Annotated in this window: 21 protein-coding genes and 1 other RNA gene; 8 read left to right on the top strand and 14 right to left on the bottom strand. The window is 69.9% G+C overall.

The window, feature by feature from the left end; all coding sequences use genetic code 11:
- Positions 1-12 precede the first annotated feature (12 nt).
- Positions 13-711 (bottom strand): class I SAM-dependent methyltransferase, encoded by a 699-nt coding sequence (locus ABD295_RS00905; protein WP_344301615.1) that lies wholly within the window; start codon positions 709-711, stop codon positions 13-15.
- A 17-nt stretch (positions 712-728) separates the two neighbouring features.
- Between ABD295_RS00905 and ABD295_RS00910 the strand changes: the two genes are divergently transcribed.
- The 3 genes from ABD295_RS00910 to ABD295_RS00920 all read left to right on the top strand — a co-directional run bounded on the left by ABD295_RS00910 (position 729) and on the right by ABD295_RS00920 (position 3,925).
- Positions 729-1,670 carry a phosphotransferase gene (locus ABD295_RS00910; protein ID WP_344301616.1) on the top strand — a complete coding sequence of 314 codons (942 nt, stop codon included), beginning with the start codon at positions 729-731 and terminating at the stop codon, positions 1,668-1,670.
- Between the two features lie 47 nt (positions 1,671-1,717).
- Positions 1,718-2,572 (top strand): 3-methyl-2-oxobutanoate hydroxymethyltransferase, encoded by an 855-nt coding sequence (gene panB, locus ABD295_RS00915; protein WP_344301617.1) that lies wholly within the window; start codon positions 1,718-1,720, stop codon positions 2,570-2,572.
- A 138-nt stretch (positions 2,573-2,710) separates the two neighbouring features.
- Positions 2,711-3,925: a PQQ-dependent sugar dehydrogenase gene (locus tag ABD295_RS00920; RefSeq protein ID WP_344301618.1), complete on the top strand. Its 1,215-nt coding sequence runs from the start codon at positions 2,711-2,713 to the stop codon at positions 3,923-3,925.
- A gap of 1 nt (position 3,926) precedes the next feature.
- On the opposite strand, the gene ABD295_RS00925 is transcribed toward ABD295_RS00920, so the two are convergent.
- From ABD295_RS00925 to ABD295_RS00935, 3 genes are all read right to left on the bottom strand, one after another.
- Complete coding sequence (locus ABD295_RS00925; RefSeq protein ID WP_344301620.1) at positions 3,927-5,366, bottom strand: GGDEF domain-containing protein; 1,440 nt, start codon at positions 5,364-5,366, stop codon at positions 3,927-3,929.
- 179 nt (positions 5,367-5,545) lie between these two features.
- Positions 5,546-6,235: an aspartate/glutamate racemase family protein gene (locus tag ABD295_RS00930; RefSeq protein WP_344301621.1), complete on the bottom strand. Its 690-nt coding sequence runs from the start codon at positions 6,233-6,235 to the stop codon at positions 5,546-5,548.
- Positions 6,236-6,266: 31 nt separating this feature from the next.
- Positions 6,267-6,476, bottom strand: a complete 210-nt coding sequence (locus ABD295_RS00935) for a hypothetical protein (RefSeq protein ID WP_344301624.1) — start codon at positions 6,474-6,476, stop codon at positions 6,267-6,269.
- 58 nt (positions 6,477-6,534) lie between these two features.
- On the opposite strand from ABD295_RS00935, the gene rnpB reads away from it, so the two are divergent.
- Positions 6,535-6,966, top strand: an RNA gene (gene rnpB, locus ABD295_RS00940) — RNase P RNA component class A.
- A gap of 163 nt (positions 6,967-7,129) precedes the next feature.
- Here the strand turns inward: rnpB and ABD295_RS00945 are convergent.
- The 4 genes from ABD295_RS00945 to ABD295_RS00960 all read right to left on the bottom strand — a co-directional run bounded on the left by ABD295_RS00945 (position 7,130) and on the right by ABD295_RS00960 (position 12,504).
- Entirely contained in the window at positions 7,130-9,166 is a 2,037-nt protein-coding gene (locus ABD295_RS00945) for a hypothetical protein (RefSeq protein ID WP_344301626.1), read from the bottom strand.
- 44 nt (positions 9,167-9,210) lie between these two features.
- Positions 9,211-9,675: a TadE/TadG family type IV pilus assembly protein gene (locus ABD295_RS00950; RefSeq protein WP_344301627.1), complete on the bottom strand. Its 465-nt coding sequence runs from the start codon at positions 9,673-9,675 to the stop codon at positions 9,211-9,213.
- Positions 9,676-9,859: 184 nt separating this feature from the next.
- Entirely contained in the window at positions 9,860-11,122 is a 1,263-nt protein-coding gene (locus tag ABD295_RS00955) for an MFS transporter (RefSeq protein WP_344301628.1), read from the bottom strand.
- Entirely contained in the window at positions 11,119-12,504 is a 1,386-nt protein-coding gene (locus ABD295_RS00960) for an FAD-dependent oxidoreductase (RefSeq protein WP_344301629.1), read from the bottom strand. The genes ABD295_RS00955 and ABD295_RS00960 overlap by 4 nt, the downstream gene beginning before the upstream one ends.
- A 96-nt stretch (positions 12,505-12,600) precedes the next feature.
- Between ABD295_RS00960 and ABD295_RS00965 the strand changes: the two genes are divergently transcribed.
- Positions 12,601-13,503 carry a metalloregulator ArsR/SmtB family transcription factor gene (locus ABD295_RS00965; protein ID WP_344301630.1) on the top strand — a complete coding sequence of 301 codons (903 nt, stop codon included), beginning with the start codon at positions 12,601-12,603 and terminating at the stop codon, positions 13,501-13,503.
- Between the two features lie 30 nt (positions 13,504-13,533).
- Here ABD295_RS00965 and ABD295_RS00970 read toward each other — a convergent pair whose 3' ends face one another.
- The 4 genes from ABD295_RS00970 to ABD295_RS00985 all read right to left on the bottom strand — a co-directional run bounded on the left by ABD295_RS00970 (position 13,534) and on the right by ABD295_RS00985 (position 16,041).
- The gene (locus tag ABD295_RS00970) at positions 13,534-13,998 is read right to left on the bottom strand and encodes an arsenate-mycothiol transferase ArsC (RefSeq protein ID WP_344301631.1); all 465 of its coding nucleotides are present in this window, start codon (positions 13,996-13,998) and stop codon (positions 13,534-13,536) included.
- On the bottom strand, positions 13,995-15,110 hold the full coding sequence (arsB, locus tag ABD295_RS00975) for an ACR3 family arsenite efflux transporter (protein WP_344301634.1): 1,116 nt from the start codon (positions 15,108-15,110) through the stop codon (positions 13,995-13,997). Before arsB ends, ABD295_RS00970 begins: the two co-directional genes overlap by 4 nt.
- The gene (locus ABD295_RS00980) at positions 15,107-15,493 is read right to left on the bottom strand and encodes a metalloregulator ArsR/SmtB family transcription factor (protein ID WP_344301635.1); all 387 of its coding nucleotides are present in this window, start codon (positions 15,491-15,493) and stop codon (positions 15,107-15,109) included. The genes arsB and ABD295_RS00980 overlap by 4 nt, the downstream gene beginning before the upstream one ends.
- A gap of 80 nt (positions 15,494-15,573) precedes the next feature.
- Complete coding sequence (locus tag ABD295_RS00985) at positions 15,574-16,041, bottom strand: hypothetical protein (RefSeq protein WP_344301636.1); 468 nt, start codon at positions 16,039-16,041, stop codon at positions 15,574-15,576.
- A 188-nt stretch (positions 16,042-16,229) separates the two neighbouring features.
- On the opposite strand from ABD295_RS00985, the gene ABD295_RS00990 reads away from it, so the two are divergent.
- The 3 genes from ABD295_RS00990 (at position 16,230) to ABD295_RS01000 (ending at position 19,115) form a co-directional block, all read left to right on the top strand.
- Complete coding sequence (locus tag ABD295_RS00990; RefSeq protein WP_344301637.1) at positions 16,230-16,835, top strand: sigma-70 family RNA polymerase sigma factor; 606 nt, start codon at positions 16,230-16,232, stop codon at positions 16,833-16,835.
- 244 nt (positions 16,836-17,079) lie between these two features.
- A complete protein-coding gene (locus tag ABD295_RS00995; RefSeq protein WP_344301638.1) occupies positions 17,080-17,415 on the top strand; it encodes an ArsR/SmtB family transcription factor in 336 nt (111 codons plus the stop codon).
- Positions 17,412-19,115: a SulP family inorganic anion transporter gene (locus tag ABD295_RS01000; RefSeq protein WP_344301639.1), complete on the top strand. Its 1,704-nt coding sequence runs from the start codon at positions 17,412-17,414 to the stop codon at positions 19,113-19,115. Before ABD295_RS00995 ends, ABD295_RS01000 begins: the two co-directional genes overlap by 4 nt.
- 51 nt (positions 19,116-19,166) lie before the next feature.
- Here ABD295_RS01000 and ABD295_RS01005 read toward each other — a convergent pair whose 3' ends face one another.
- Positions 19,167-20,834: an alpha-amylase family protein gene (locus tag ABD295_RS01005; RefSeq protein WP_344301641.1), complete on the bottom strand. Its 1,668-nt coding sequence runs from the start codon at positions 20,832-20,834 to the stop codon at positions 19,167-19,169.
- A complete protein-coding gene (locus tag ABD295_RS01010) occupies positions 20,831-21,811 on the bottom strand; it encodes a TIGR03885 family FMN-dependent LLM class oxidoreductase (protein WP_344301643.1) in 981 nt (326 codons plus the stop codon). Before ABD295_RS01010 ends, ABD295_RS01005 begins: the two co-directional genes overlap by 4 nt.
- Between the last annotated feature and the right edge of the window lie 159 nt (positions 21,812-21,970).

The raw sequence follows: 21,970 nt of genomic DNA on the forward strand, positions 1-21,970 counted from the left end.
GGGACCGGTGGATCAGGCTGGACGGCGACACTCCAGCCGCCAGAGCGGACCCTCGAGCTCCTCGAGCCCGACGACCTCCCAGCCCGCGCTCAGCGACTGCATCCGCGTGGTGCCGAGGGCGAACGGCGGCCCCTCGGTCGCGTCGTCCTCGCCACTCGCCCGGAACTGGACGGCCAGCAGCGTGCCGCCGGGCGCGACCAGGGACCGCACGCCCGCCGCCACGTCGGTGCGGGGCGGCTCGGGGACGGCTTGGACCGTGTAGATCTCGACGACCAGGTCGAAGGCGCCCAGCCACTCAGGGGGCAGCGCGAGCAGGTCGGCCGCACGGAACTCCACGCCGCTGTCGGGGAAGCGCTCGCGAGCCACCTCGATGGCGTGCGGCGACAGGTCGAAACCGACGGTGTCGAAGCCCAGTGAGGCGACGTACGCCGCGTCGGCGCCGAGCCCGCAGCCGACCACGACGGCCCTCCCCCGTCCCGGTGGTCGAGGAGGAGGGTCTGCCGGCGTCACGAGATCCCGCTCGGCCCACGCGCGCAGCGCGGCGTTCGGCTCGGTGTGGTCCCACGGCATGGTCACCTCACCGGCGACACCCTCGGCGTACAGCCGGTCGAACCAGCCGATGGGCTCCTCGGTCGACCGGTGCTCACGGGCCAGCTCGTCGGCGCGTCCGTTCCAGGGTCGCGGTGTCCACTGCCGAGGCTCGGAGCTCATGGCGGCAGACTACGACGGTGCGCGAGCCCCCTCCCCACGTCAGTGACGACGACGTCCTGGTCCTGCTCCGGTCCAGCTGGGACCGGGATCTCGCCTCGGTCACCCACCTTCCCGTCGGCTTCGGCGCCCACCACTGGCGCGCCGACGCCGAGGGCACACCCCGGTTCTTCGTCACCCTCGACCTGCCGGACGAGCGCAAGACCGCCTCCGAGCTCGAAGCGTCGTACGCCGCCGCGGCCCAGCTGGCGGCGTCGGGCCTGGAGTTCGTGGTGCCGTCGCTGCCCAGCGTCACGGGGAGCTTCACGGTGCCGTGCGCGGACGGCGACCTGAGCGTGACCGCCTGGCGCGACGGCACCTCGCACGGCTTCGGGCCGCCTGAGACCCGCGAGGCCGCGGAGGCGACCTTGGCGATGCTGCGCCGGCTCCACGCGACCGCACCCCCACCCGGCCTGGCGCCCTGGCGGCCGGTGATCGACCGGGCCTTCTCCGCCCGCCTCGCTCTCCGCCTCGGCACCCCGTGGGACACGGGGCCCTACGGCGAGCGTGCCCGGGCCGCCCTGTCCAGGCATGTCGAGGACATCGGCCGCTGGTCGGCGGCGTACCTGCGTCTCTGCGACGCGGCCGTCGACCGACCCTGGGGCGCGACCCACGGTGAGCCTCACCAGGGCAACCAGCTCGTGACGCCGACAGGGCGCGTGCTCGTCGACTGGGAGACGGCCCGCCGGGCGCCGGCCGAGCGCGACCTCCGCGTGCTCGTCGAGGGCGGGTTCGCCGACCTCTGCGGCGACGCGATCGACTGGGAGATGGTCGAGATGTACGACCTCGAGTGGCGGTTGGACGAGATCAGCCAGTACGCCGACTGGTTCTCGGCACCACACGACGGGACGAAGGACGACGAGATCGCCTACGGCGGGCTGCTCGGCGAGCTCGACCGGGCAGACTTCGCCGTCGAGGCGTGACCACCGACACAGAGCCTCGGAGTCCGCAGCGGGACTAGCCTGACCAGATGGCCGACGAGACGACTTCGCCGTACGGCACCGGGGCCGCAAAGCCCCCCGCCACCCCGACCAAGCGGATCCGCACGCACCACCTGCGCGAGATGAAGGAGCGCGGTGAGCGCTTCGCGATGCTGACGGCGTACGACATGTACACCGCCGCCACCTTCGACGAGGCCGGCATCGAGGTCCTGCTGGTGGGTGACTCGGCGTCCAACAACGTCTACGGCAACGAGACGTCGCTGCCGGTCACCGTCGACGAGCTCCTCCCGCTGACCCGTGCGGTGTCGAGGAGCGTCAAGCGGGCGCTGGTGGTGGGCGACCTGCCGTTCGGGTCCTACCAGGCGTCGCCCGAACAGGGCTACCTCACCGCGGTCCGCTTCATGAAGGAGGCCGGCGCCCACTGCATCAAGCTCGAGGGCGGCGCGGAGATGGCCCCCGTCATCGAGAAGTGCACCCAGGGCGGCATCCCCGTGATGGCCCACATCGGGTTCACCCCCCAGAGCGAGCACACGCTGGGCGGCTACCGCGTGCAGGGTCGCGGCGACGCGGCCGACCGCGTGCTCCGCGACGCGCACGCGGTCGAGGGGGCCGGCGCGTTCGCGGTCGTCCTCGAGATGGTGCCTGGCGAGGTGGCCGCCCAGGTCACCAAGGAGCTCACCATCCCGACGATCGGCATCGGCGCGGGGGCCGACTGCGACGGGCAGGTGCTGGTCTGGCAGGACGCCTTCGGCCTGCGCACGGGCCGGATGGCGACCTTCGTCAAGCAGTACGCCGACGTCCACGGCGTCCTCCTCGACGCCGCCCGGGCCTACGCCGACGAGGTCCGGGCCGGCACCTTCCCAGGGCCCGAGCACACCTTCTGAGACGAGCAGCGGGCAGCGACGAAGGAGCTGCCCGCGTGGGCTCGGCCAGGTCGTGCAGCGCCGCGACCGAGCCTGCGAGGTCGCGCGAGCGCGTATCGAGACCCGGTGACCTGGAGAATCGCGCTTAGGGTGGACGGCATGCGCACTCGGGCCCTCGCCGCCGCACTCCCCCTGGTCGTCGCCGGTCTCGCCTGCTCGTCGCCGCCGGCGACGTCCGGGCCGGCGCCTTCCCCCGCCACCTCCGCGGCACCATCGGCGACGTCGACACCGTCGGCCGCCGAGAGCACGTCGGTGAAGGGGGCGCCCCGGCTCCGGGTCACCCGCGTGGTGAAGGGCCTCGACATCCCGTGGGACGTCCAGCAGCTGCCTGACGGCGCCTTGCTGGTGACCGAGCGGGACCGGGCGACGCTGTCGATCGTGCGCGGCGGCAAGAAGACGTCGCTCGGCTACCCGTCCGACCAGGTCTGGGTGTCCGGGGAGACCGGCCTCATGTCGATGGCGGTCGACCCCGACTACGAGAGCAACCACCGCATCTACACCTGCCAGGGCTTCAGCGGCTCTGGCGTCCGCGACGTGCGGGTCATGGCGTGGCGGATCAACGGCAAGCAGACCCGGGTCAAGAACCCCCAGGTCCTGCTGCCGGGGCTGCCGGCGACGAGCGGTCGGCACGGCGGCTGCAGGCTGCTGATCGACCGGGAGTCCGGGGCCCTGCACGTCGGCACCGGGGATGCCGCGGTCGGCACCAACCCGCGCGACCTCACCTCTCTCGGTGGCAAGACGCTGAGGCTGGACCGGATGACCGGTGCGCCGTGGCCGGCCAACCCCTACATCGAGGCCCCGAACCGCAACCAGCGCTACGTGACGACGTACGGACACCGCAACGTGCAGGGCCTGGCCCAGCGCCGTGACGGGTCTGTCTGGTCGGTGGAGCACGGGTCCTACCGCGACGACGAGGTCAACCTGCTGCGAGACGGCGGCGACTACGGCTGGAACCCCGTCCCGGGCTACAACGAGTCGGTGCCGATGACCGACCAGTCGCTGCCCGGCCCGCAGATCGACGCCCAGTGGCGCTCCGGTGACCCGACCATCGCCACCTCCGGCGCCGCCTGGGTCCGCGGCAGGCAATGGGGCCGCTTCGACGGCACGCTGGCGGTCGCTGCCCTGGCCGGCAACCGCGTGGTCTTCATGAAGTTCGACAAGGCCGGCGACCTGAAGTGGACCCGCGCCCCGGGTCCGCTCAAGAGGTTCGGCCGGGTCCGCTCGGTCACCAGCCTGGCCAACGGCGACCTGCTCGTCACCACGGCCAACGGCGGCGGGTCCGACGCCGTGTTGCGGGTCCGGCCGGCCGGATAGCTCAGGATCCGCCAGGGCTGCGGAAGGACGTGCCTGGAAGAGGTCTGCGCTTCGCGGAGTACATCTCCTCGTCGGCTCGCCGGAGGAACTCGTCGGGGTTGAAGTCCCCCCACAGTCCCTCGGCAACCCCGATGCTGGCGACCACCTGCACCGACTCCGTCCCGATCGCGATGGGCTCGGCGACGACGGCCGAGAGCCTGCCCGACAAGGCACGTACCTGATCGGGCGAGCACGACTTCGTCAGACAGAGGAGGAACTCGTCGCCCCCGAATCGCACCACGGTCTCGTCGCTGCGGGTCGCCATGACCAGGCGGTCCGCGATCGTCTTGAGGACCAGGTCCCCCGCGGCGTGCCCGAACCTGTCGTTGACCCGCTTGAAGTCGTCGAGGTCCAGGAGGAGGAAGGCGATCGGGTCCCCGGCCTGGAGAGCGTGGGTCGAGCGGAAGCCGTCCAGCCGATCGAACAGCATCCGCCGGTTGCCGATGCCGGTCAGCACGTCGGTGCGAGCCTGATGACGCACGACCAGCTCGACTTTGTCGCGCTGGATGAGATTGGCGCTCAGCACGACCACGAGCAAGGCGGAGAATGCCACCGTGCCGATGAAGATCTGCGCGTTGGCCTGCCCGACGTAGGGGCGTCCCGGCTCCACGAACGGTCCGACCCCGGCCAGGGTCGCCAGGTTCGCGGAGAGCCCGACGATGAAGACGGCGGCAGCCGACGTGAGCGGGCTTGCTCTGAACGCGATCCACACCAGGGTGGGAAGGAGGAGGTACGCCCCCCGCCCGTGCGCGACCGGCTGCGCTGGTCCGAGCGTGATGGCTGACAAGACCGTCACCAACGCGAGCCACGGCGCACCCCAGGACCGTTCGCGTGGGCGGCTGTTGCCGAGGATCAGGAGCAGCGGGGTCACGACCAGCACCCCGATCCCATCCCCGATCCACCAGCGGCTCCAGAAGCCGGTGAGGGTCTCCAGATCGCCGGCAGGAGCAGATGGCAGAGCGATCAGAGCCCCGACAGCCGGTCCTGCCAGGACGGCCGAGCCCAGGAAGGCCATCAGGTGACGCGTCGAGGCGATGTTGTTGCGTCCCTCTGGCCGGATGAAGCCCCACAACAGAACGGCAGCGACCATGGGCTCGACGGTGTTGGCCACGCCCCAGAGTGCGCAGTCCCAGAAGGCCACGCCATGGAGCACGTCCACCGTCACCTCAGCGCCCCAGATGGCGCCCACGACGACCGGCCACCGCGAGTACGGCGAGCCCAGGAACAGCGTGAGGGCCAAGCCCGCCGGCGGAAAGAAGGTAGCAACGGGAGTGAGGGCGTCGGCCAAGCCGAATGCGAGATAGTAGAGCTCAACAGCCACGGCGTAGCTGACGAACGCCACCACGGCCAACGCGATGGGATGGCTGGGGAGAGCGACCCGTCCACGCATCGGTAGCTGCATGGTCTACCTGTCGTTCAGTTGATGCTCGAAGTAGGCGACGACGTCGTCGGGGAGCCAGGACCAGCCGGGAACCAGTCTCGAAGTCGACTGTCAGGTGCGTGCAACTTCTCCACGCTCACAGTCTTCGGTCGGTGATCACCCTGACTTGAGAGTCGTGTCCGGAGGACTCCGTAGGTAGCTCAGGCCAGCGCGGCGTCCACGGCGGCGATCGCGTGCAGCCGCGTGGTGGGCAGCACGGGCACGGGCGAGTCGTCCTGGCCGACGAGCAGCTCGATCTCGGTGCAGCCGAGGATGATCCCGTCGCACCCGCGTGAGACGAGCTCGTCGATGACAGCGGCGTACGCCGCTCGCGACTCCTCCCGCACGATCCCGCGCACCAGCTGGTCGTAGATCACCCGGTGCACCATGGCCTGCTGATCGTCGTCAGGCACGAGCACTGTCAGTCCGTGTGACGCGATCCGGTCGCGGTAGAAGTCCTGCGCCATCGTGAAGCCGGTGCCCAGCAGTCCGAGCTCTCGGCAGCCGGCCTCCTGCGCGGCCTTCGCCGTGACGTCTCCCAGGTGGAGCAGCGGCACGTCGACCGCGGCCTGGATGGCGTCGGCGACCTTGTGCATCGTGTTGGTGCACAGCACCATGAGCTCGGCGCCGGCGGCGACCAGGCGCTGCGCTTCGAACGCGAGTCGCTCACCCGCTGCGTCCCACTCCCCCGCAGCCTGAAGCTTTTCGATGTCGTCGAAGTCGACCGAGATCATCACGCAGTCGGCCGAGTGCACTCCGCCGAGCCGCTCGCGGACGAGCTCGTTGATCAGCTCGTAGTAGAGGTCGGAACTTTCCCAGCTCATGCCGCCGAGGAGGCCGATGCGCTTCACCGGTGGTCCGCTCGTGGCGCCGGGCTCGTTCTCAGTCCTCGAGCTGGTCGTCGTTCCACTTGGGATCGTTGTCCCACTCCTCGTTGCGCTCCTCGACCTTCTCGAGCGCCCGGGACGCCTCTTCCGCTGTGGCGTAGGGGCCGAGCCGGTCGGAGTTGCGGCATCCGTCCGGACCCTCGACCGCGTGGTGGTTCAGGCACCACCAGTACTCATCCGTCTTGCCGTCCGAGGTGTGCGTCATGTCGTCGAAACTACTACTGAACCCTGCGCCTGACTCTGTGAGACCCTTGGACCGCGGATGGGCTGGCCGGGCGACCGCGTGACCTCCTCGCAAGAGGCGGTCCCGAGGAAGGTCCGGGCTCCACAGGGCAGGGTGGTGGCTAACGGCCACCCGGGGTGACCCGCGGGACAGTGCCACAGAGAACAGACCGCCACGCCGCACCTCCAGCGATGGGGGTCGGCGAGGCAAGGGTGAAACGGTGGTGCAAGAGACCACCAGCGTTCCGGGCGACCGGAACGGCTAGGTAAACCCCACCCGGAGCAAGGTCAAGAAACCGAGTGTCTCTGCGAGAGCAGGGCCGCACGGCGCGCGTACGTTTGAGGGTGGCCCGCCCGAGTGCGCGGGTAGACCGCTGGAGGCGGCCGGCAACGGTCGTCGTAGATGGATGGTCGCCCCCGGGGATCCGTGAGGAGAACCGGGACAGAACCCGGCCTACAGGCCAGCCCGTCCGCACCAGCAGCTGCCGCGTCTGACTCGGCCGACTCCGGGTCGGCGCCTTGGACAGAGTCGATGGCCGCCCGCGTGCGGGCGTCCGAGTCAGGCCAGAGGTGGCTGTAGGTGTCCAGGGTCTCGGCGGCCGAGGCATGGCCGAGGCGGACGGGACTGCTTGCCGGCTATCTGACCAGTCCGACGATACCGAGGGCGGGCAGGGTGACGGCGGAGTTGGGGTCGACCGACATGGTGATGTTGGTGCCGGTGCCGTTGAGCTCGATGCTGGTGGCGATGAATTGTGCGTTGATCAGGTTCATGGTGGAGCCGCCGCTGAGGATGAATGGTTTGGCGTTGGGGGTCATGAAGACGCCGCGGACGTTGAAGATGCCGCCGCCGGCCATGTTGTAGGTGTCGCTGGAGTTGGTGCCGCTTTCGGCCCACAAGGCCAGGTCTTCAGGGCCGTTGGCGTTGCCCCAGGCGGCGATGGCTGCGGGGAGTGGCGTTGTGGTGGCGGGGTCGCTGGTGATGTCGAGGGTGTCGGGTGCGGTCCAGTCGATGTCGCCGCCGGTCTGGGTGAACTGGCCGGTCCCTCGGCCCGAGTTGATGAGGGGGCACGGTGTCGCTGTTGGCGCCGTGCCGGTCGTGGTGGGGACGCAGCCGGTGTTGCTGCCGCCCATCATGAAGGTTGTGGTGCGGCACAGGCGGAGCAGACCGCCGGTCTGTTTGACGCTGCCGCTCCTGACGAAGAGCACCGCTCTGCTCGAGGTCTGGCCTGCCGCGCACAGGCTGGTGCTGGTTGAGACATTTCCTGCCGTATTGGCTTCGAGGGCGGTGTTGTTGCCCAGGTCGATGGCGTTGGCGTTGTTCATGTGGTTGCCGACGTAGACGTGGTGGGCGTTGGGCAGGCGCAGGGTGCTGCTGGGGTTCAACCACCCTCGGAAGTAGACGGTGCCGGCGTTGAGGGTGAGTCCCGCGCTGTCGCCGACGAACTTTCCACTGCAGTTCACGTACAAGCGCGACGCGGCGGTGAGCGACAGGGCCGCTACTTGGGCTGGTGTGGGTTTGCACGGGTCGACCGGCGAAGGGAACGTCACCCACCCTGATGGCGGCCCGGTGGCGCCGGTGCTGAAGACGCCGGTGGCTCCAGAGATAGCTGTCGAGACTCCGGGGAAGTAGCGTTCGTCGACGAGTTTCCGCGTGACCAGGGGTCGCGGTGCTACCTCGGTGTTGATTCCTCCGGTGCTGACGCCTCCGCGGAGCGCGGAGCTGCCGTGCACGTTGCTGAGGCTGTCGCGGACGACGTTCAGGGCCAAACCGTTGGCGGCAGCAACGGAGGTGATGACACCTGGCTTGAGCGGGTCCGGCGAGGTCGGGTTGCTGACGGTGGGGGCAGCGTAGGACACGATTCCGTCGGTAGCACCCCCGATGTACACGTTGGAGTTGCTGCCGCCGGTGCACCCGACGCCGTCGCTGTCGGAGTGAATGGTGCCGGCTTGGGAGACTCCGTTCGAGGACACTGCACCGAGCACATGGACGAATGATCCTCCACTGTTGGAGCCGGTACGCAGGACCGGGCAACCGGTTTGCTGCAGCAGCAACATCGCCGGAGACATGTCTCCTGCCACGGCCTTGACTCGACCGACGCTGCGCATCCGGGTGGCCAGGTCTGAGCTCGTGGCGAGACTGCCCAGCCCGGGACGGCGGCGCTGGTTCACGGTGACTGCGAGCTGGTCGCAACCCTGCTGGGTCGCTTCCCCGGTGTCCGGGCTTGAGGCTGGCAAGGTGTCCTCGGACCAATTCGAGCCGGCGAACGAATATCCGCTCTCGATGGTCACGTCCAGGGACAAGCCACCATAGCTACCCGTCCACCTCCACTTCGCCCAGGTCGCCTTGTCGGTGGGGGAGCAGACCTTGTTGCGCAGGACCACGTCGGAGCAGCCGTCCGCGGTGCTCACGCCAAGCCCGTTCATCCAACCGGTGCTTTCGCTGACGTCGGCGAAGCGCGGGCTGTTGGCTTTGAGATATCGCACCGCTGCGCACACGGCTGGGTAGGGGTGGGCGACACCGTGGCCCGTGTCCAGGCTGTGCAGGCCTGCCAGCGTTGCGGAATCCGCCGCTGATCTGTCGATCTGACGGTCCACCCTGACGAGACCGAAGTCCAGCACCATTGCTGCAGCCACCATGAGCAAGGTCATGGTGAGCGCCATGAAGACCGTCACCGCACCGCGCTCTTCCCCGCGACAGGGACGAGTGTCGCACCGTTTCAATTGACGGTGCACGACGTCCCGACTGTCCTGCCGTAGAACGCGACCGACTGCGCACTAAGTGTGAAGTTGAGGTCATCGACGGCGAGTTGGATCCTCGCCGGCCGGGTCATCCACACGCGTACGGCGCAACTCCCCGGGGCCATGCCGTCCGGTGCAGCGGGTTGGGTGCCACACGCGGCGCCGCTGTCGGAGGCGATGACCGTTCCGTTCGAGGCCACCAGGTCCACGCACACCTGGTCGTCGGTGGGTGCTCCGCCGGTGGAGTTGAAGTACACCTGCTGGACCCGAGTCTGAACCGACGTGGCCCAGGTCGAGCCCAGAGTCGCGTCCGTGGCAGCGCCGTACCGAGCTGCCTCTCGCGCCGCGTTGGTGACTGCTAGATGGTCGGAGTAGACCAATCCCGTCGTGATCGTCCCGAGAAGCAGCATCAGCAGCAGCGGCACCAGGAGGGCGAATTCCAACGCTGCCGCGCCACGCTCAGACGAAACGCAACCTGGGTCAGGTGAATCAGACGCCATTGCTTCCCCCAAAGACACGGCAGTCGAGAGACTAAAGTAGGTCACAACTGGTGACTTTGGAAGGGGAGCCAGGGGGGAGTTCTCCGACTGGTTCATACTTCCTGACCGAACCCGGCCAGCGAGACCTCTACCGGGCTGCCGTGGACCGGACCCTGCGACCGGACGGCTGGCTGGCGGTCGCCAGGGCCGCTCCGAGCATCGCCCCCGCCGCGAACAGCCAGAACGCCGTGGAGTAGCCGTCGAGGGCCACCGCGATGCTCGCGCCCGCCCACGGGGCTATGGCGGCGGCCGCCATGGTCGCCCCCGAGAGGATGCCACTGCGGGAGCCGTAGTGGCGGGTCCCCCAGCGGTCGACGACGGCCGTGGCCTGGATGAGCGTGAAGAGGCCGCGAGCCATCCCTCCGACGAAGGAGAGGACGACGATGATCACGACTGGGTCATGGATCTCGGCGAGTCCCACCGTGCTGAGGGCGACGACGGCCAGGACGCTCCACGTGCGAGTTGCTGGACTGGTGACCGCAGACAGCAGCGCGTAGAAGACGCGCCCGGTGACCTGGCCGACACCGCCGACGCCCAGGACGACGGCTGCCATCCGAACGCTCAGTCCGTGCTCGGTGAGCAGAGGGACCAGGTTGACGACGACGGCCGAGACGGCGAACCCGGCCAGGGTCATGCCGGCGACCAGGAGCCGGAAGTCCGCTCGGGCGAAGTCGATCGTGGCATCGGGGCCGGAGTCCTGACCCACGACCTCGTCGTGATCGCGGTCCGGCCAGGCAGCCCGGAGCCCTAGCCAGTGCGCCACTGCGGTGGCGGCCACGAAACCCGCCAGCACGAGGTAGGTACCCCGCCACCCCAGAGGGCCTAGGAGCCAGGCCGTGAGCGGGGCGAACGCCGTCGAGGCGAGACCGGCGACGAGGGTGACGGCGGTGAGTGCACGCAGCCGTCGGTGCTCGTCGCCCGCGGCCCATCCGGTGATCGCGGCGAAGGCTGGCGCATAGAGGGTGGCGGACATCGCGGCACCCCCGACGATCCAGGCGGCGTAGAGGGTGACCAGCGAGCCGGACATCGCGACGGCCACGAGCGCGCCAGCGCCGAGGACACTGCCGAGCGTCATGATCCGGCGAGGTCCGGCGCGGTCGATGTGCCGGCCGACCCAGAAGCCCAACGCCCCGGCGACGAGCTGCGCGACCGTGAAGGCACCGAGGATCTGCGGAAGCGTCCACCCCTGGTCATCGGCGATGGTGCTCGCGGCCACCGGGAGCGCGTAGAAGAGTGCTCCCCAGGTGGTGATCTCGGTGGCGCAGAGGACGGCGACCTCACGCCGGAGGCCGCCACCGCGGCTGGTGGCGGCCTCACGACCGATGGTGGAGGAATCCGAGTCGGTGGTCACCGCTCAGCTGCAGCACCGATGGTCAGGAGCTCGGACTCGGACGGAGCAGCGGTTCCGCAGCAACCGGCCTCGGCGGACTCGTCGAAGAGACCCGCTCCACCGCAGACCCCGCTGTCAGGCAGCACGAGCTCGACGCGGGCGGCGGACTCGAAGTCGCCGGCGATCTCGGCGACCACGCTGCGGGTCTGCTCATAGCCGGTGAGGGTGAGGAACGACGGCGCCCGGCCGTAGGACTTCATGCCGACGAGGTAGAGGTCGCCCTCGGGCTGGCGCAGCAGGTCGGCGCCGTGCGGGGAGACCGAGCCGCAGGAGTGATAAGCCGGGTGGATCTCGGGGGCCAGGCCGACCGGTGCGGACAGCTCGCCGTCGAGGTCGAGGTGGACCTCGGAGAGCCACGTGTGGTCGGGGCGGAAGCCGGTGACGACGACGACCTCGTCGACGTCGTCGACGGTCTTCCCGTCGATCGACACCAAGGTCATCGGCAGCCCGGGGGCGCCGTCTACCCGAGCGGTGCGGAAGCCGGTGACCGTGGTGACCGGACCGTCGGCCACCGCCTTGCGAGCGCTGTTGCCCAAGGCGCCGCGCGCCTCGAGCTGGTCGTTGTCGCCGCCTCCGAAGGCCTCGTCGGTGTCGTGGCGGCGGACCAGCCACGAGACTCGGGTGCCGGGGTGGCGCTGGGCGAGCTGGGTCAGCGCGACGAGGGTGTTCTGAGCGGAAGCACCGCGACCCGCGACCGCGACGTGCTTGCCGGCATACCTCGCCTCGACCTCAGGAAGCCTGAGGTCGGGGATGCCGTAGAAGATCTGGCCGGCGTGCTCGGGCTCGCCGATCGCCGGGTAGCCGTCGCCGCCGAGGGGGTTGGGGTTGCCCCAGGTGCCGGACGCGTCGATGACCGCGGCGGCAGTGATCACGCTGCGGCCTTCGGGACCGGAGACGTGGAGGGTGAACGGCACCTGGTCGCGACCGATGGCCACCAGTCGGTCACGACCGGAGCGGGCGACGCCGACCACTCGGTGGTCGTAGAGGATCTCGACGTCGGGCGACGAGGCCAACCGCTCCGCGAGGGGCGCGAGGTAGAGCTCGACCCATTGGAGTCCGGTCGGGTAGGACCGGGGCGCGGGGCTGGTCCAGCCGGACTCGGTCAGCAGCTTCTCGGCAACGGGGTCGACCAGCTCAGACCACGGGGAGAAGAGCTTGACGTGGCCCCACTCGAGCACCGCGGACCCGGCACGGGGGCCGGCTTCGATGACGACCACGGCGAGACCGCGGGCACTGGCCTGCGCGGCAGCGGCCAGGCCTGCGGGGCCGGCGCCCACGACGACCACGGGCAGGTGCGGGTGGCGCTCCACCGCGGAGGTGGCGGGTGCTGGGGCGGACGACATGGGGACTCCTTGTTTCATCGACGGTGATCGATGATTACTCTAATCGACGTCCGTCGATGGTTTCAAGTATCGACGTGCATCGATTATGCTGACGGTGTGACGACCCTCGACCTGACCCGCGCTCCGGCCGCCGACGACAGCTGCGCGTCCGACTGCGGGCCTGGCGGGTCCACGTCCGCAGTCGGTCTCGACGAGGGCGCCGCAGCGACGTACGCCGAGTGGTTCGCCGTGCTGGCCGACGCCACCCGGGTCCGGCTGCTTCACACGGTGTCGACGTCCGCCGCCGGCGCGATGAAGGTCGGCGACCTGGCCGCCGCCCTGGGGATCAGCCAGTCCACCTGCTCCCACCACGTTCGCAAGCTCGCCGACGTCGGGTTCGTGAAGGTCGACAAGGTCGGGGCGTCCAGCATCGTGTCCGTCAACCCCTCCTGCTGCACCGGACTCCCCCACGCCGCCGACGTCGTCATGGGCACCCTCGCAGCCCGGCCCTGCTGCCCGGAGGACCTCCCGACCGACGTCACGGTCCGGGCCATGACCGACGACGACCTCGAGACCGTGCGAGAGATCTACGCCGAGGGCATCGCCACCCGCCTCGCGACCTTCGAGACCGAGGTGCCGGCCGCGGACGCGCTGGTCGCCAAGTGGCTTCCGGGTCACCGCTGGGTGGCCGAGCTCGACGGCCGGGTGGTCGGATGGACGGCCATCACGCCCGTCTCCTCGCGCGAGGTCTACGTCGGCGTCGGCGAGTCCAGCGTCTACGTCACCGAGTCCGCGCGCGGCCGCGGCGTCGGCAAGGCGCTGCTCTGGCGCCAGGTCAACGAGGCCGACGTGGCCGGGATCTGGACCCTGCAGACCTCGGTCTTCCCCGAGAACCGCGCCTCCATCGCCCTGCACCACTCGGCCGGCTACGAGACCCTCGCCGTCCGCTCCCGGATCGCGCAGCTCGACGGTGAGTGGCGCGACACGGTGCTGCTCGAGCGGCGCCGCGCAGCCGACTGACACGCTCGCTGAGCTTGCTCGGGGGTGACCTCAGGCGCGTTCGTCCAGCAATGACGGTGCGAGGTCGAGGTCGGGGACGAGCTCCGAGAGCATGCTGCGCACTCTCCCGTCGATGTCGGAGATGATGGCGCGGACGGTCGCCTCGTCCTGGCCACCGGGGTCGGCGACGGGCCAGTCGACGTACTTCACCCCCGGGACGTAGGGGCATTCCTCTCCGCACCCGAGCGTGATCACGAGGTCGCTGGCGGCGACGGACTCGCGCGTGAGCATCTTGGGGTGTTCCGCGGAGGTGTCCAATCCCAGCCTCTGCAACGCTTCTGCCACTTCTGGGTGAATGCGCTCGCCCGGCTGGGTGCCGGCGGACACGGCCAGCACGCGTCCCGATGCGTAGTGCTCGGTGAGCACTCGCCCGATCACGGAACGGCCACCGTTGCGCACGCAGGCGAACACGACCTGGGGCACCTGCCGGGTCGTGGCCGGGATGGTCGAGGTCATGGTCTCGCTCCTGTGGGGCTCGGGGTGGGAACGGCGCCGGGGTAGAAGCGGCGGGCCCACAGGCTGACGTAGACGAGTCCCACCAGGACGGGCACCTCGATGAGGGGACCCACGACGCCCGCCAGCGCCTGACCCGATGCGACGCCGAACACGCCGATCGCGACGGCGATGGCGAGCTCGAAGTTGTTGCCGGCGGCGGTGAAGGAGACGGCCGTGGCCCGCTGGTAGTCGAACCCGAGCGCCTGGGTGAGAAGCATCGAGCCGCCCCACATCAGGAAGAAGTACGCCAGCAGCGGAAGGGCGATCCGGGCGACGTCGACAGGCTGGTTGGTGATGGTGTCGCCCTGGAGCGCGAAAAGCAGGACGATGGTGAAGAGCAGCCCGTAGAGCGCCGTGGGACCGAGGCGTGGCAGGAACGTGGACTCGTACCACTCCCGGCCCTTGGCACGTTCGCCCAAGGTGCGGGTCAGGTAACCGGCCACCAGCGGGATGCCGAGGAAGATGAGCACGGACTTGGCGATGTCGAACATGGAGACCTCGAGCGTCGCCTGGTCGAGACCCAGCCACCCGGGTAGCACCTCGAGGTAGAAGTAGCCCAACACGGCGAAGGCGACGATCTGGAAGACCGCGTTCAGGGCCACCAGGATGGCCGCTGCCTCTCGGTCACCACGTGCCAGGTCGTTCCAGATGAGCACCATCGCGATGCAGCGCGCGAGACCGACGATGATCAGACCCGTGCGGTACTCCGGCAGGTCCGGGAGCAGCAGCCAGGCCAACGCGAACATCAGCGCCGGACCGAGCACCCAGTTGAGCAGGATCGAGGTCGCGAGCAGCGGACGGTCGCCCGTGACGTGGCCGAGCTCGTCGTAGCGCACCTTGGCCAGGACGGGGTACATCATGACGAGCAGACCGATGGCGATCGGCAGCGAGACCGATCCCACCTCCACGGCCGCGAGCGCGTCGTCGAGCCCGGTGAAACCACGCCCGAGCAGCAGCCCCACGACCATCGCCACGCCGATCCAGATCGGCAGGAACCGGTCCAGGGTGGAGAGCCGCCCGAGCACCGCGTCATCCGCGCCGGCGGACGGCACGTCACGCCGCGTCTCCCTCATCTCCGCTTCTCCAAGGACTGCACCGACGTGAAGAGGTTTCCCAGCGCCGCCATGGCCTCGGGGCGGGCTCGGTAGAACGCCCACGTGCCGCGCTTCTCGCGCTCCAGCAGCCCGCACTCGCGCAGGACCTTGAGGTGATGGCTGATCGTGGGCTGCGAGAGGTCGAAGAAGGGGGTGAGGTCGCAGACGCACGCTTCCCCGCCTTCGTGCGACAGCACCAGGGACAGCAGCCTGAGCCGCGCCGGGTCCGCGATCGCCTTGAGCATCGGGACCATCGCGGCCGCCTGCGCTGCACTGATCGGCTGGCGCGCCAGCGGCACACAGCTGGCCAGCGGGTCACCGGCGAGGGGAAGGTCCCGGCCGACGATCGAGGAATTCGACACCTGTCTATGTTGACAGGTATCTATCGATGCCGCCACGCCGTCCGACCGCCGGAGAGGACGCGCCGGCCAGGAGTCGTGCCTCAGCCGCCGGTCGCGTAGATGTCGCTCTGCTCGCCGAGCAGCCGCACCTGGAGCGGACCGTCGACGCGGCGCAGCTTCCGCTCGCTCGTGGACACCACGGCGAAGTGGCCATCGAAGGCCTGCATGGTGCCGAGGGGGAGCCAGATCGAGCAGACCTGACCTGCTTCGGCGACCAGGTCGACGAAGCGACCGGCTCCATCGTGGACGTAGAGGCGGGCCGTGGCCTCTTCACAGGTGCCGACGATCGGCAGGGTGCCGTCGGCCGGCTCCAGCCTCCCCTCTGCACGACCGGAGAGGGGTGTGCCGTTGAGGTAGGCGGTGAAGGTGGCGGCTCCGTCGGCCGGGACGACCGCGTCCCCAAGACCGGTGAGCTGGAGCTTGGCCGGGCGCGCCTGGGCAGGTGCCGCGAGCAACGCGCTGAGGATCGTCGCGGCGACGGCCGCGAGGACAAGAAGACGTCTGGACATGGTGGATCTCCTTCGTGGCTTGGACTGGTGGGTGTGTCGAGCTCTCGGACGCCGGCTCGGCACGCGGGACGCAGATCCGACAGCTGGACCAGACCAGTTCCGCCTGACGAAGCGGATCTGCGTCCTTCCACTGCTGGTCACGTCCGCACGGGAGCCGGAGAATGACACGAGCGTGTGAGGAGAGTCCGTTGGACAGCTGCTGCGGGCAGGGCCCGACCCAGGGGTGCCGCTGCTACACCGACGCCGAGGAGGTCGCGAACGCCGTTCGCAGCTTCGTGCGTCGGAGGGTGGCGCACGCGCAGGACGCCGACGACATCACCCAGGAGACGCTGCTCCGGCTGTATCGCAGCGTCGAGCAGCTCCGAGACGTAGGCGCGTTCTACGGGTGGATGTACCGCATCGCGCGCAACGCGATCACCGACCACCACCGTCGGCGCGACAGTCGTCCCGTGCCGGTCGACCCCGAGGACATGGATCCGATGCTCGGCGGCAGCGCCGTGGAGGACGAACCGGCGGACGAGCTGCTGAGCGGGTGCCTGCGCACGTTGCTCGGCCGTGTCCCGGACAGCTATCGGGCGGCCCTCGAGCTCACCGATCTCGGCGGCCTGACGCACGAGGCAGCCGCGGACCGGCTCGGGCTGAGCAGGTCGGGCATGAAGTCGCGCGTCCAACGCGGCCGGCGACTGTTGCGGGCAGAGATCACGCACTGCTGCGAGGTGAGCCTGGACGCGCGGGGCGGCCTCGCCGACGTGACGGTGCGATCCGACGAGAGCCCTTGTCTCCCGGTGGTCTAGGACCGTTGCGACGACCGCGCGAGCGGAGCCGGCCACAGTCGGAGCGCGAGCGCGTGCGACCCGTGCCGGTCAGGTGGCGTGCAGGTTCGCGTCCCTACGTTGACGGCAACGTCCGCCGACACTCAGGGAGCTCAGCGTGTTCGACCTCGTTAACGGCGTTCCCCCACATGAAGACTTCTTCACATCATGATATCTTCATGTGAACCGGCCGACCGGCCGGCCCTGCGGGTGGGAGGAGTCGGCGGTGAGCGTGCCGCTCTACCAAGCCAAGGCAGAGTTCTTCAAGACCCTGGGCCACCCCGCGAGGATCCGCATCCTCGAGCTGCTGTCCGAGCGCGACCACGCGGTCCACGAGCTGCTCGAGCGGGTCGACATCGAGCCGAGCAACCTCTCCCAGCAGCTCGCGGTGCTCCGACGGACCTCGATGGTCGTCTCCCACCGCCGTGGTGGTGAGGTCGTCTACTCGGTCAGCGTGCCGGAGGTGCGCGACCTCCTCATGGCCGCGCGCAAGATCCTGTCCGGACTGATCACGGAGCAGGGCGAGCTGGCGGCCGAGCTGACACCGCCCGACCGATCGTGAGTGCCGACTCCGCGTCCCGGGTGTGCTCCACCTGGGCGCGGCGGCTGGCGCGACGTACGTCCGAGGTGCTGCCCCGGCGCGCCGACTGGGCGCACGTCCGCCCTGCACGGGACCTGAGCGCGGGCCTCATGGTGGGTCTGGTCGCGTTGCCGCTCGCCCTGGGGTTCGGGGTCAGCTCGGGGATGGGCGCGCGGGCCGGCCTCATCACCGCGATCGTCGCCGGCGCACTGGCCGCCGTCTTCGGTGGCAGCCGCGTCCAGGTCAGCGGGCCGACGGGCGCGATGACGGTGATCCTGGTCCCGATCATCGCTGTCCACGGCCGAGACGGTGTCCTCGTGGTCGGTCTGCTCGCCGGACTGATCCTGATCGGTCTGGGGTACGCCGGAGCCGGGCGCATCATCCGCTACGTGCCCGTCCCGGTGGTGGAGGGATTCACCATCGGCATCGCGGTCATCATCGCGCTCCAGCAAGTGCCGAACGTCTTGGGAGCCGACGTGCAGGCGGACAACGTCGTCGTGCTCGCCGTCCGCGCCGTCCGCGTGTCGATCGGCCACCCGGTCTGGGTCTCGGTCCTGGTCGCGGTCGGTGTCGGTGTGTCGCTCCTCGTCCTCGCCCGGATCGTTCCGAGGGTCCCGGGGTCCCTGATCGCGGTGGGCCTGGCCACGCTCGCGAACACGTCACTCGGCTGGGGCGCCGCGACGATCGGGCACATCCCCTCCGGACTACCCGCGCCCGCGTTGCCCGTCGTGCCGATCGGTGACCTCACGTCCCTGCTGCTGCCCGCGATCGCCGTGGCCGCACTCGCCGCCCTCGAGAGCCTGCTCTCGGCGACCGTGGCCGATGCCATGAGCGTCGACCAGCGACACGACTCCAACCGAGAGCTCGTGGGCCAGGGGCTGGCCAACCTGGGCGCCCCGCTGTTCGGCGGCATCCCGGCCACTGCGGCCATCGCTCGCACCGCGGTCAACGTGCGTTCGGGCGCCAGCTCCCGCCTCGCGGCCCTGACGCACGCCGTGATCCTGTTGCTGGTCGTGCTGGTGGCCGCTCGATGGGTGAGCGAGATCCCGCTGGCCGCCCTCGCCGGGGTGCTCATCGCCACCGCCGTCCAGATGGTCCGGGTCTCCAGCCTCACAGCGCTCCTCCGCTCCACGCCCAGGGACGCGGCCGTCCTCGTCGTCACCGCCGTCGCGACCGTTGCCCTGGACCTGGCGACCGCCGTCCTCATCGGGCTGGTCCTGGCCGGGTTCTTCGCCCTGCGTGAGACCGCGAGAGCCGTGCGGCTGGACGAGGTGCCGCTGCTCGACGGCGACCACTCCGAAGAGGAGCAATCTCTCCTCGACGAGCACATCGTGGCCTTCCGCATCGACGGCCCGCTGTTCTTCGCGGCTGCGCACGACTTCCTCCTCGAGCTCGCCGAGGTCAGCGACGTACGCGTCGTGGTGCTGCGCATGGCACGCGTCACGAGCATCGACGCCACGGGCGCCAGTGTGCTGGCCGACACCATCCGTCGACTCGAGAAGCGAGCGATCACGGTGCTCCTCTCCGGCGTCCAGGCCCAGCACGAACGCGTCCTCCGCGAGCTCGGGGTCCACGACCACCTCGCTCACGAACGACACCTGTTCCCAGCCACGCCCGAGGCCATCGCTCATGCGCGCCTGCATGCTGCCCGGGTGGCGCACACCCCTGCGCCGCGCCACTGATCGGGATGTCATGCGTCTGGAGCCCTCAAGGGTTCCCGGCGCCTGACGTCTCTACTGCGTGGCCTCCACCAGCCGGAACCACCGGTGGTCGTAGCCGTCGAGCGAGAGTGCCGCCCTCCCACCGTTGTCGAGCTCCACGGCCCCAAGGACGAACACGTCCTCCAGGCGCCAGGACCCGTCATCGGGGAGCGGCACCGACAGCTCGAGCGAGACCGGCTCCGACGCGAGGTTGTGCACCGCGACGACCGTCGAGCCTTCCCACGTGCAGGTGTGCGCCAGGACGGAGCGCTGTGGCTGCCGCAGCTCCGCGAAGTCGCCCCAGCCGAGCTCCGGACAGTCTCGGTAGGCACGGATCAGCGTCTGCACGAAGGTCCACAGGGAGTCCGGGTCACGTATCTGGTCGCGCACGTTGACGTGGTCGGGACCGTAGCCGTCAGGCACCATCCGCTGCACCAGCCGTGACGGCGTGGCCGAGGAGAAGCCACCGGTTCGGCCGGGCTCCCACTGCATCGGGGTGCGCACGGCCATCCGCCCCTCGGCTGCGAGGTCCTCGCCCATCCCGATCTCCTCGCCGTAGTACAGCGTGGGCGTGCCCGGCAGGGAGAAGAGCAGGCTGTAGAGCATCCGGATCCGGCGCGGGTCTCCCGCGAGCATGGGCGGCACCCGCCTCTTCAGCCCACGGCCGAACACCTGCATGGCCGGCTCCGGACCGAACGCCGCGAAGACCTCCTGCCGTTCGTCGTCGGACAGCTTGTCGAGCGTCAGCTCGTCGTGGTTGCGCACGAACGTCGCCCATTGGCAGTCCGGGTGGATGCGCGGCCTGCCCCGCAGCGCCTTGCTGAGAGGCCGGGCGTCCTGGCGGGCCAGCGCCAGGTAGAGGGACTGCATCGTGATGAAGTCGAACTGCATCTGGAGCTCGTCGCCCGCCGCACCCCCGAAGTACTGACGCTGCTCGCTGCGCGGCAGGTTCACCTCGCCGAGCAGCACCCCGTCACCGCGGCGGCGCCCCAGGAACGCCCGTAGCGCCTTCAGGTACTCGTGGGGGTCGCCCGGTACGGCGTCCCCGCCGGTCTCGACGTCGGCCACCAGGAACGGCACCGCGTCGACGCGGAAGCCCGCCAGGCCCAGCTGGAGCCAGAACCCCATCGACTTGGCGATCTCGTCACGGACCGCCGGGTTGGCGAAGTTGAGGTCCGGCTGGTGGGAGTAGAAGTGGTGGAGGTACCACTCCCCCGTCCTCGGGTCGTGCTCCCAGATGCTGTCCTCCTTGTCCGGGAAGACGACCTGGTCCGAGGTGTCCGGCGGCGGGTCGGCGCGCCAGACGTAGTAGTCGCGATAGCGGTTGGTCTTGCTGCGGCGCGCCTCCTTGAACCATGGGTGCCGGTCGGAGGTGTGGTTGACCACCAGGTCGGCGATGACGCGGATGCCGCGGTCTCCGGCCGTTCGGATCAGCTCCACGAGGTCGCCGTGGGTGCCGAGCCGGTGGTCGACGCCGAACAGGTCCGTGATGTCGTACCCGTCGTCGCGGTCGGGCGTCGGGTAGAACGGCATCAGCCACAGACACGTGATGCCGAGCTCGGCGAGGTAGTCGACGCGGCTCGTCAGGCCGGAGAAGTCCCCGATCCCGTCGCCGTCGGAGTCCTGGAAGGTCTCGACGTCGACGCAGTAGATGACGGCGTCCTTCCACCAGACGTCGCTGGTGTTGGCCATCCGGCTCATGCCGAGGCTCCCGTCGGAGCACGTTGCAGCGCTGGGAGCACGTGCTCACCGAACGTGTCGATGTACGCCGACTGCTGCTGGCCGACATGGTGCAGGTAGAGGTCGTCGAAGCCGAGCTCGGCGAGCTCGGACAGCCACTGCGCGTGCTGACCCAGGTCGGCGGAGACGAGCACCGGCTGTCGTACCGCCTCGAGGGGCACCTGCTCGGCGAGCGCGTCGAATGCCTCGACCGTGGAGGTGTCCCACGGCACGGGCGGTGCGAAGACGTTGGCCGCCCACTGGTCGTGCGCCACCGACAGCGCCTCCTCCTCGGTCGCCGCCCACGACAGGTGCACCTGAACCGCCGCGCGTCCCTTGCCACCGGCGTCCCGGTAGGCGTCGAGCACCTTGCGCAGCTGGTCGCGTGGCTGGTTGACGGTGACCAGTCCGTCCGCCCACGCGGCGACGCGGCCCGCGCTCTCCGCCGAGACCGCGGGCCCGACGAGCAGCGGCAGCGGGTCCGCGCGCTCCCAGACCCGGGCACCTTCGACGGTCACGAGGCCGTGGTGCGTGACCACGTCGCCGGACAGCAACGCACGGATCACCTCCACGCACTCCTCCAGGCGCCGCGTGCGCGTCTCCTTGTCCGGCCACGGGTCTCCGGTCACCCGCTCGTTCGAGGCCTCGCCGCTGCCGAGCGCGACCCAGAAGCGACCGGGGAACATCACTCCCAGGGTCGCGATCTTCTGCGCGGCGATGGCCGGGTGGTAGCGCTGTCCGGGGGCGCTCACGCACCCGAGGTCGAGGTCCGTGGTCGCCAGAGCGGCGCCCAGCCAGGACCATGTGTAGCCGCTGTGGCCCTGGCGTGAGGTCCAGGGCGAGAAGTGGTCCGAGCACATCGCCATGTCGAAGCCGGCCTGCTCGGCGTGCTGCACGTCCGCCAGGAGCTGTCGAGGGTCGATCTGCTCGTGCGAGGCGTGGAAGCCGATACGGGTCACGTTCCCCAGCCAACCGCTCGCTCTACCTGCCGCACCACACCCGCATGTGCGGGGCAGTGCACCCTCCCTTGCGGCGACGGCGTGGTCCTCTTGCTGCACCGCGGCGCCGCGCGAACGGGCCGGACGATGGTCAGTCCTGCGCAGCTGTCGGTATTGACC

It is taken from the genome of Nocardioides bigeumensis (assembly GCF_039531755.1).
In the GTDB taxonomy this organism is placed as follows: domain Bacteria; phylum Actinomycetota; class Actinomycetes; order Propionibacteriales; family Nocardioidaceae; genus Nocardioides; species Nocardioides bigeumensis.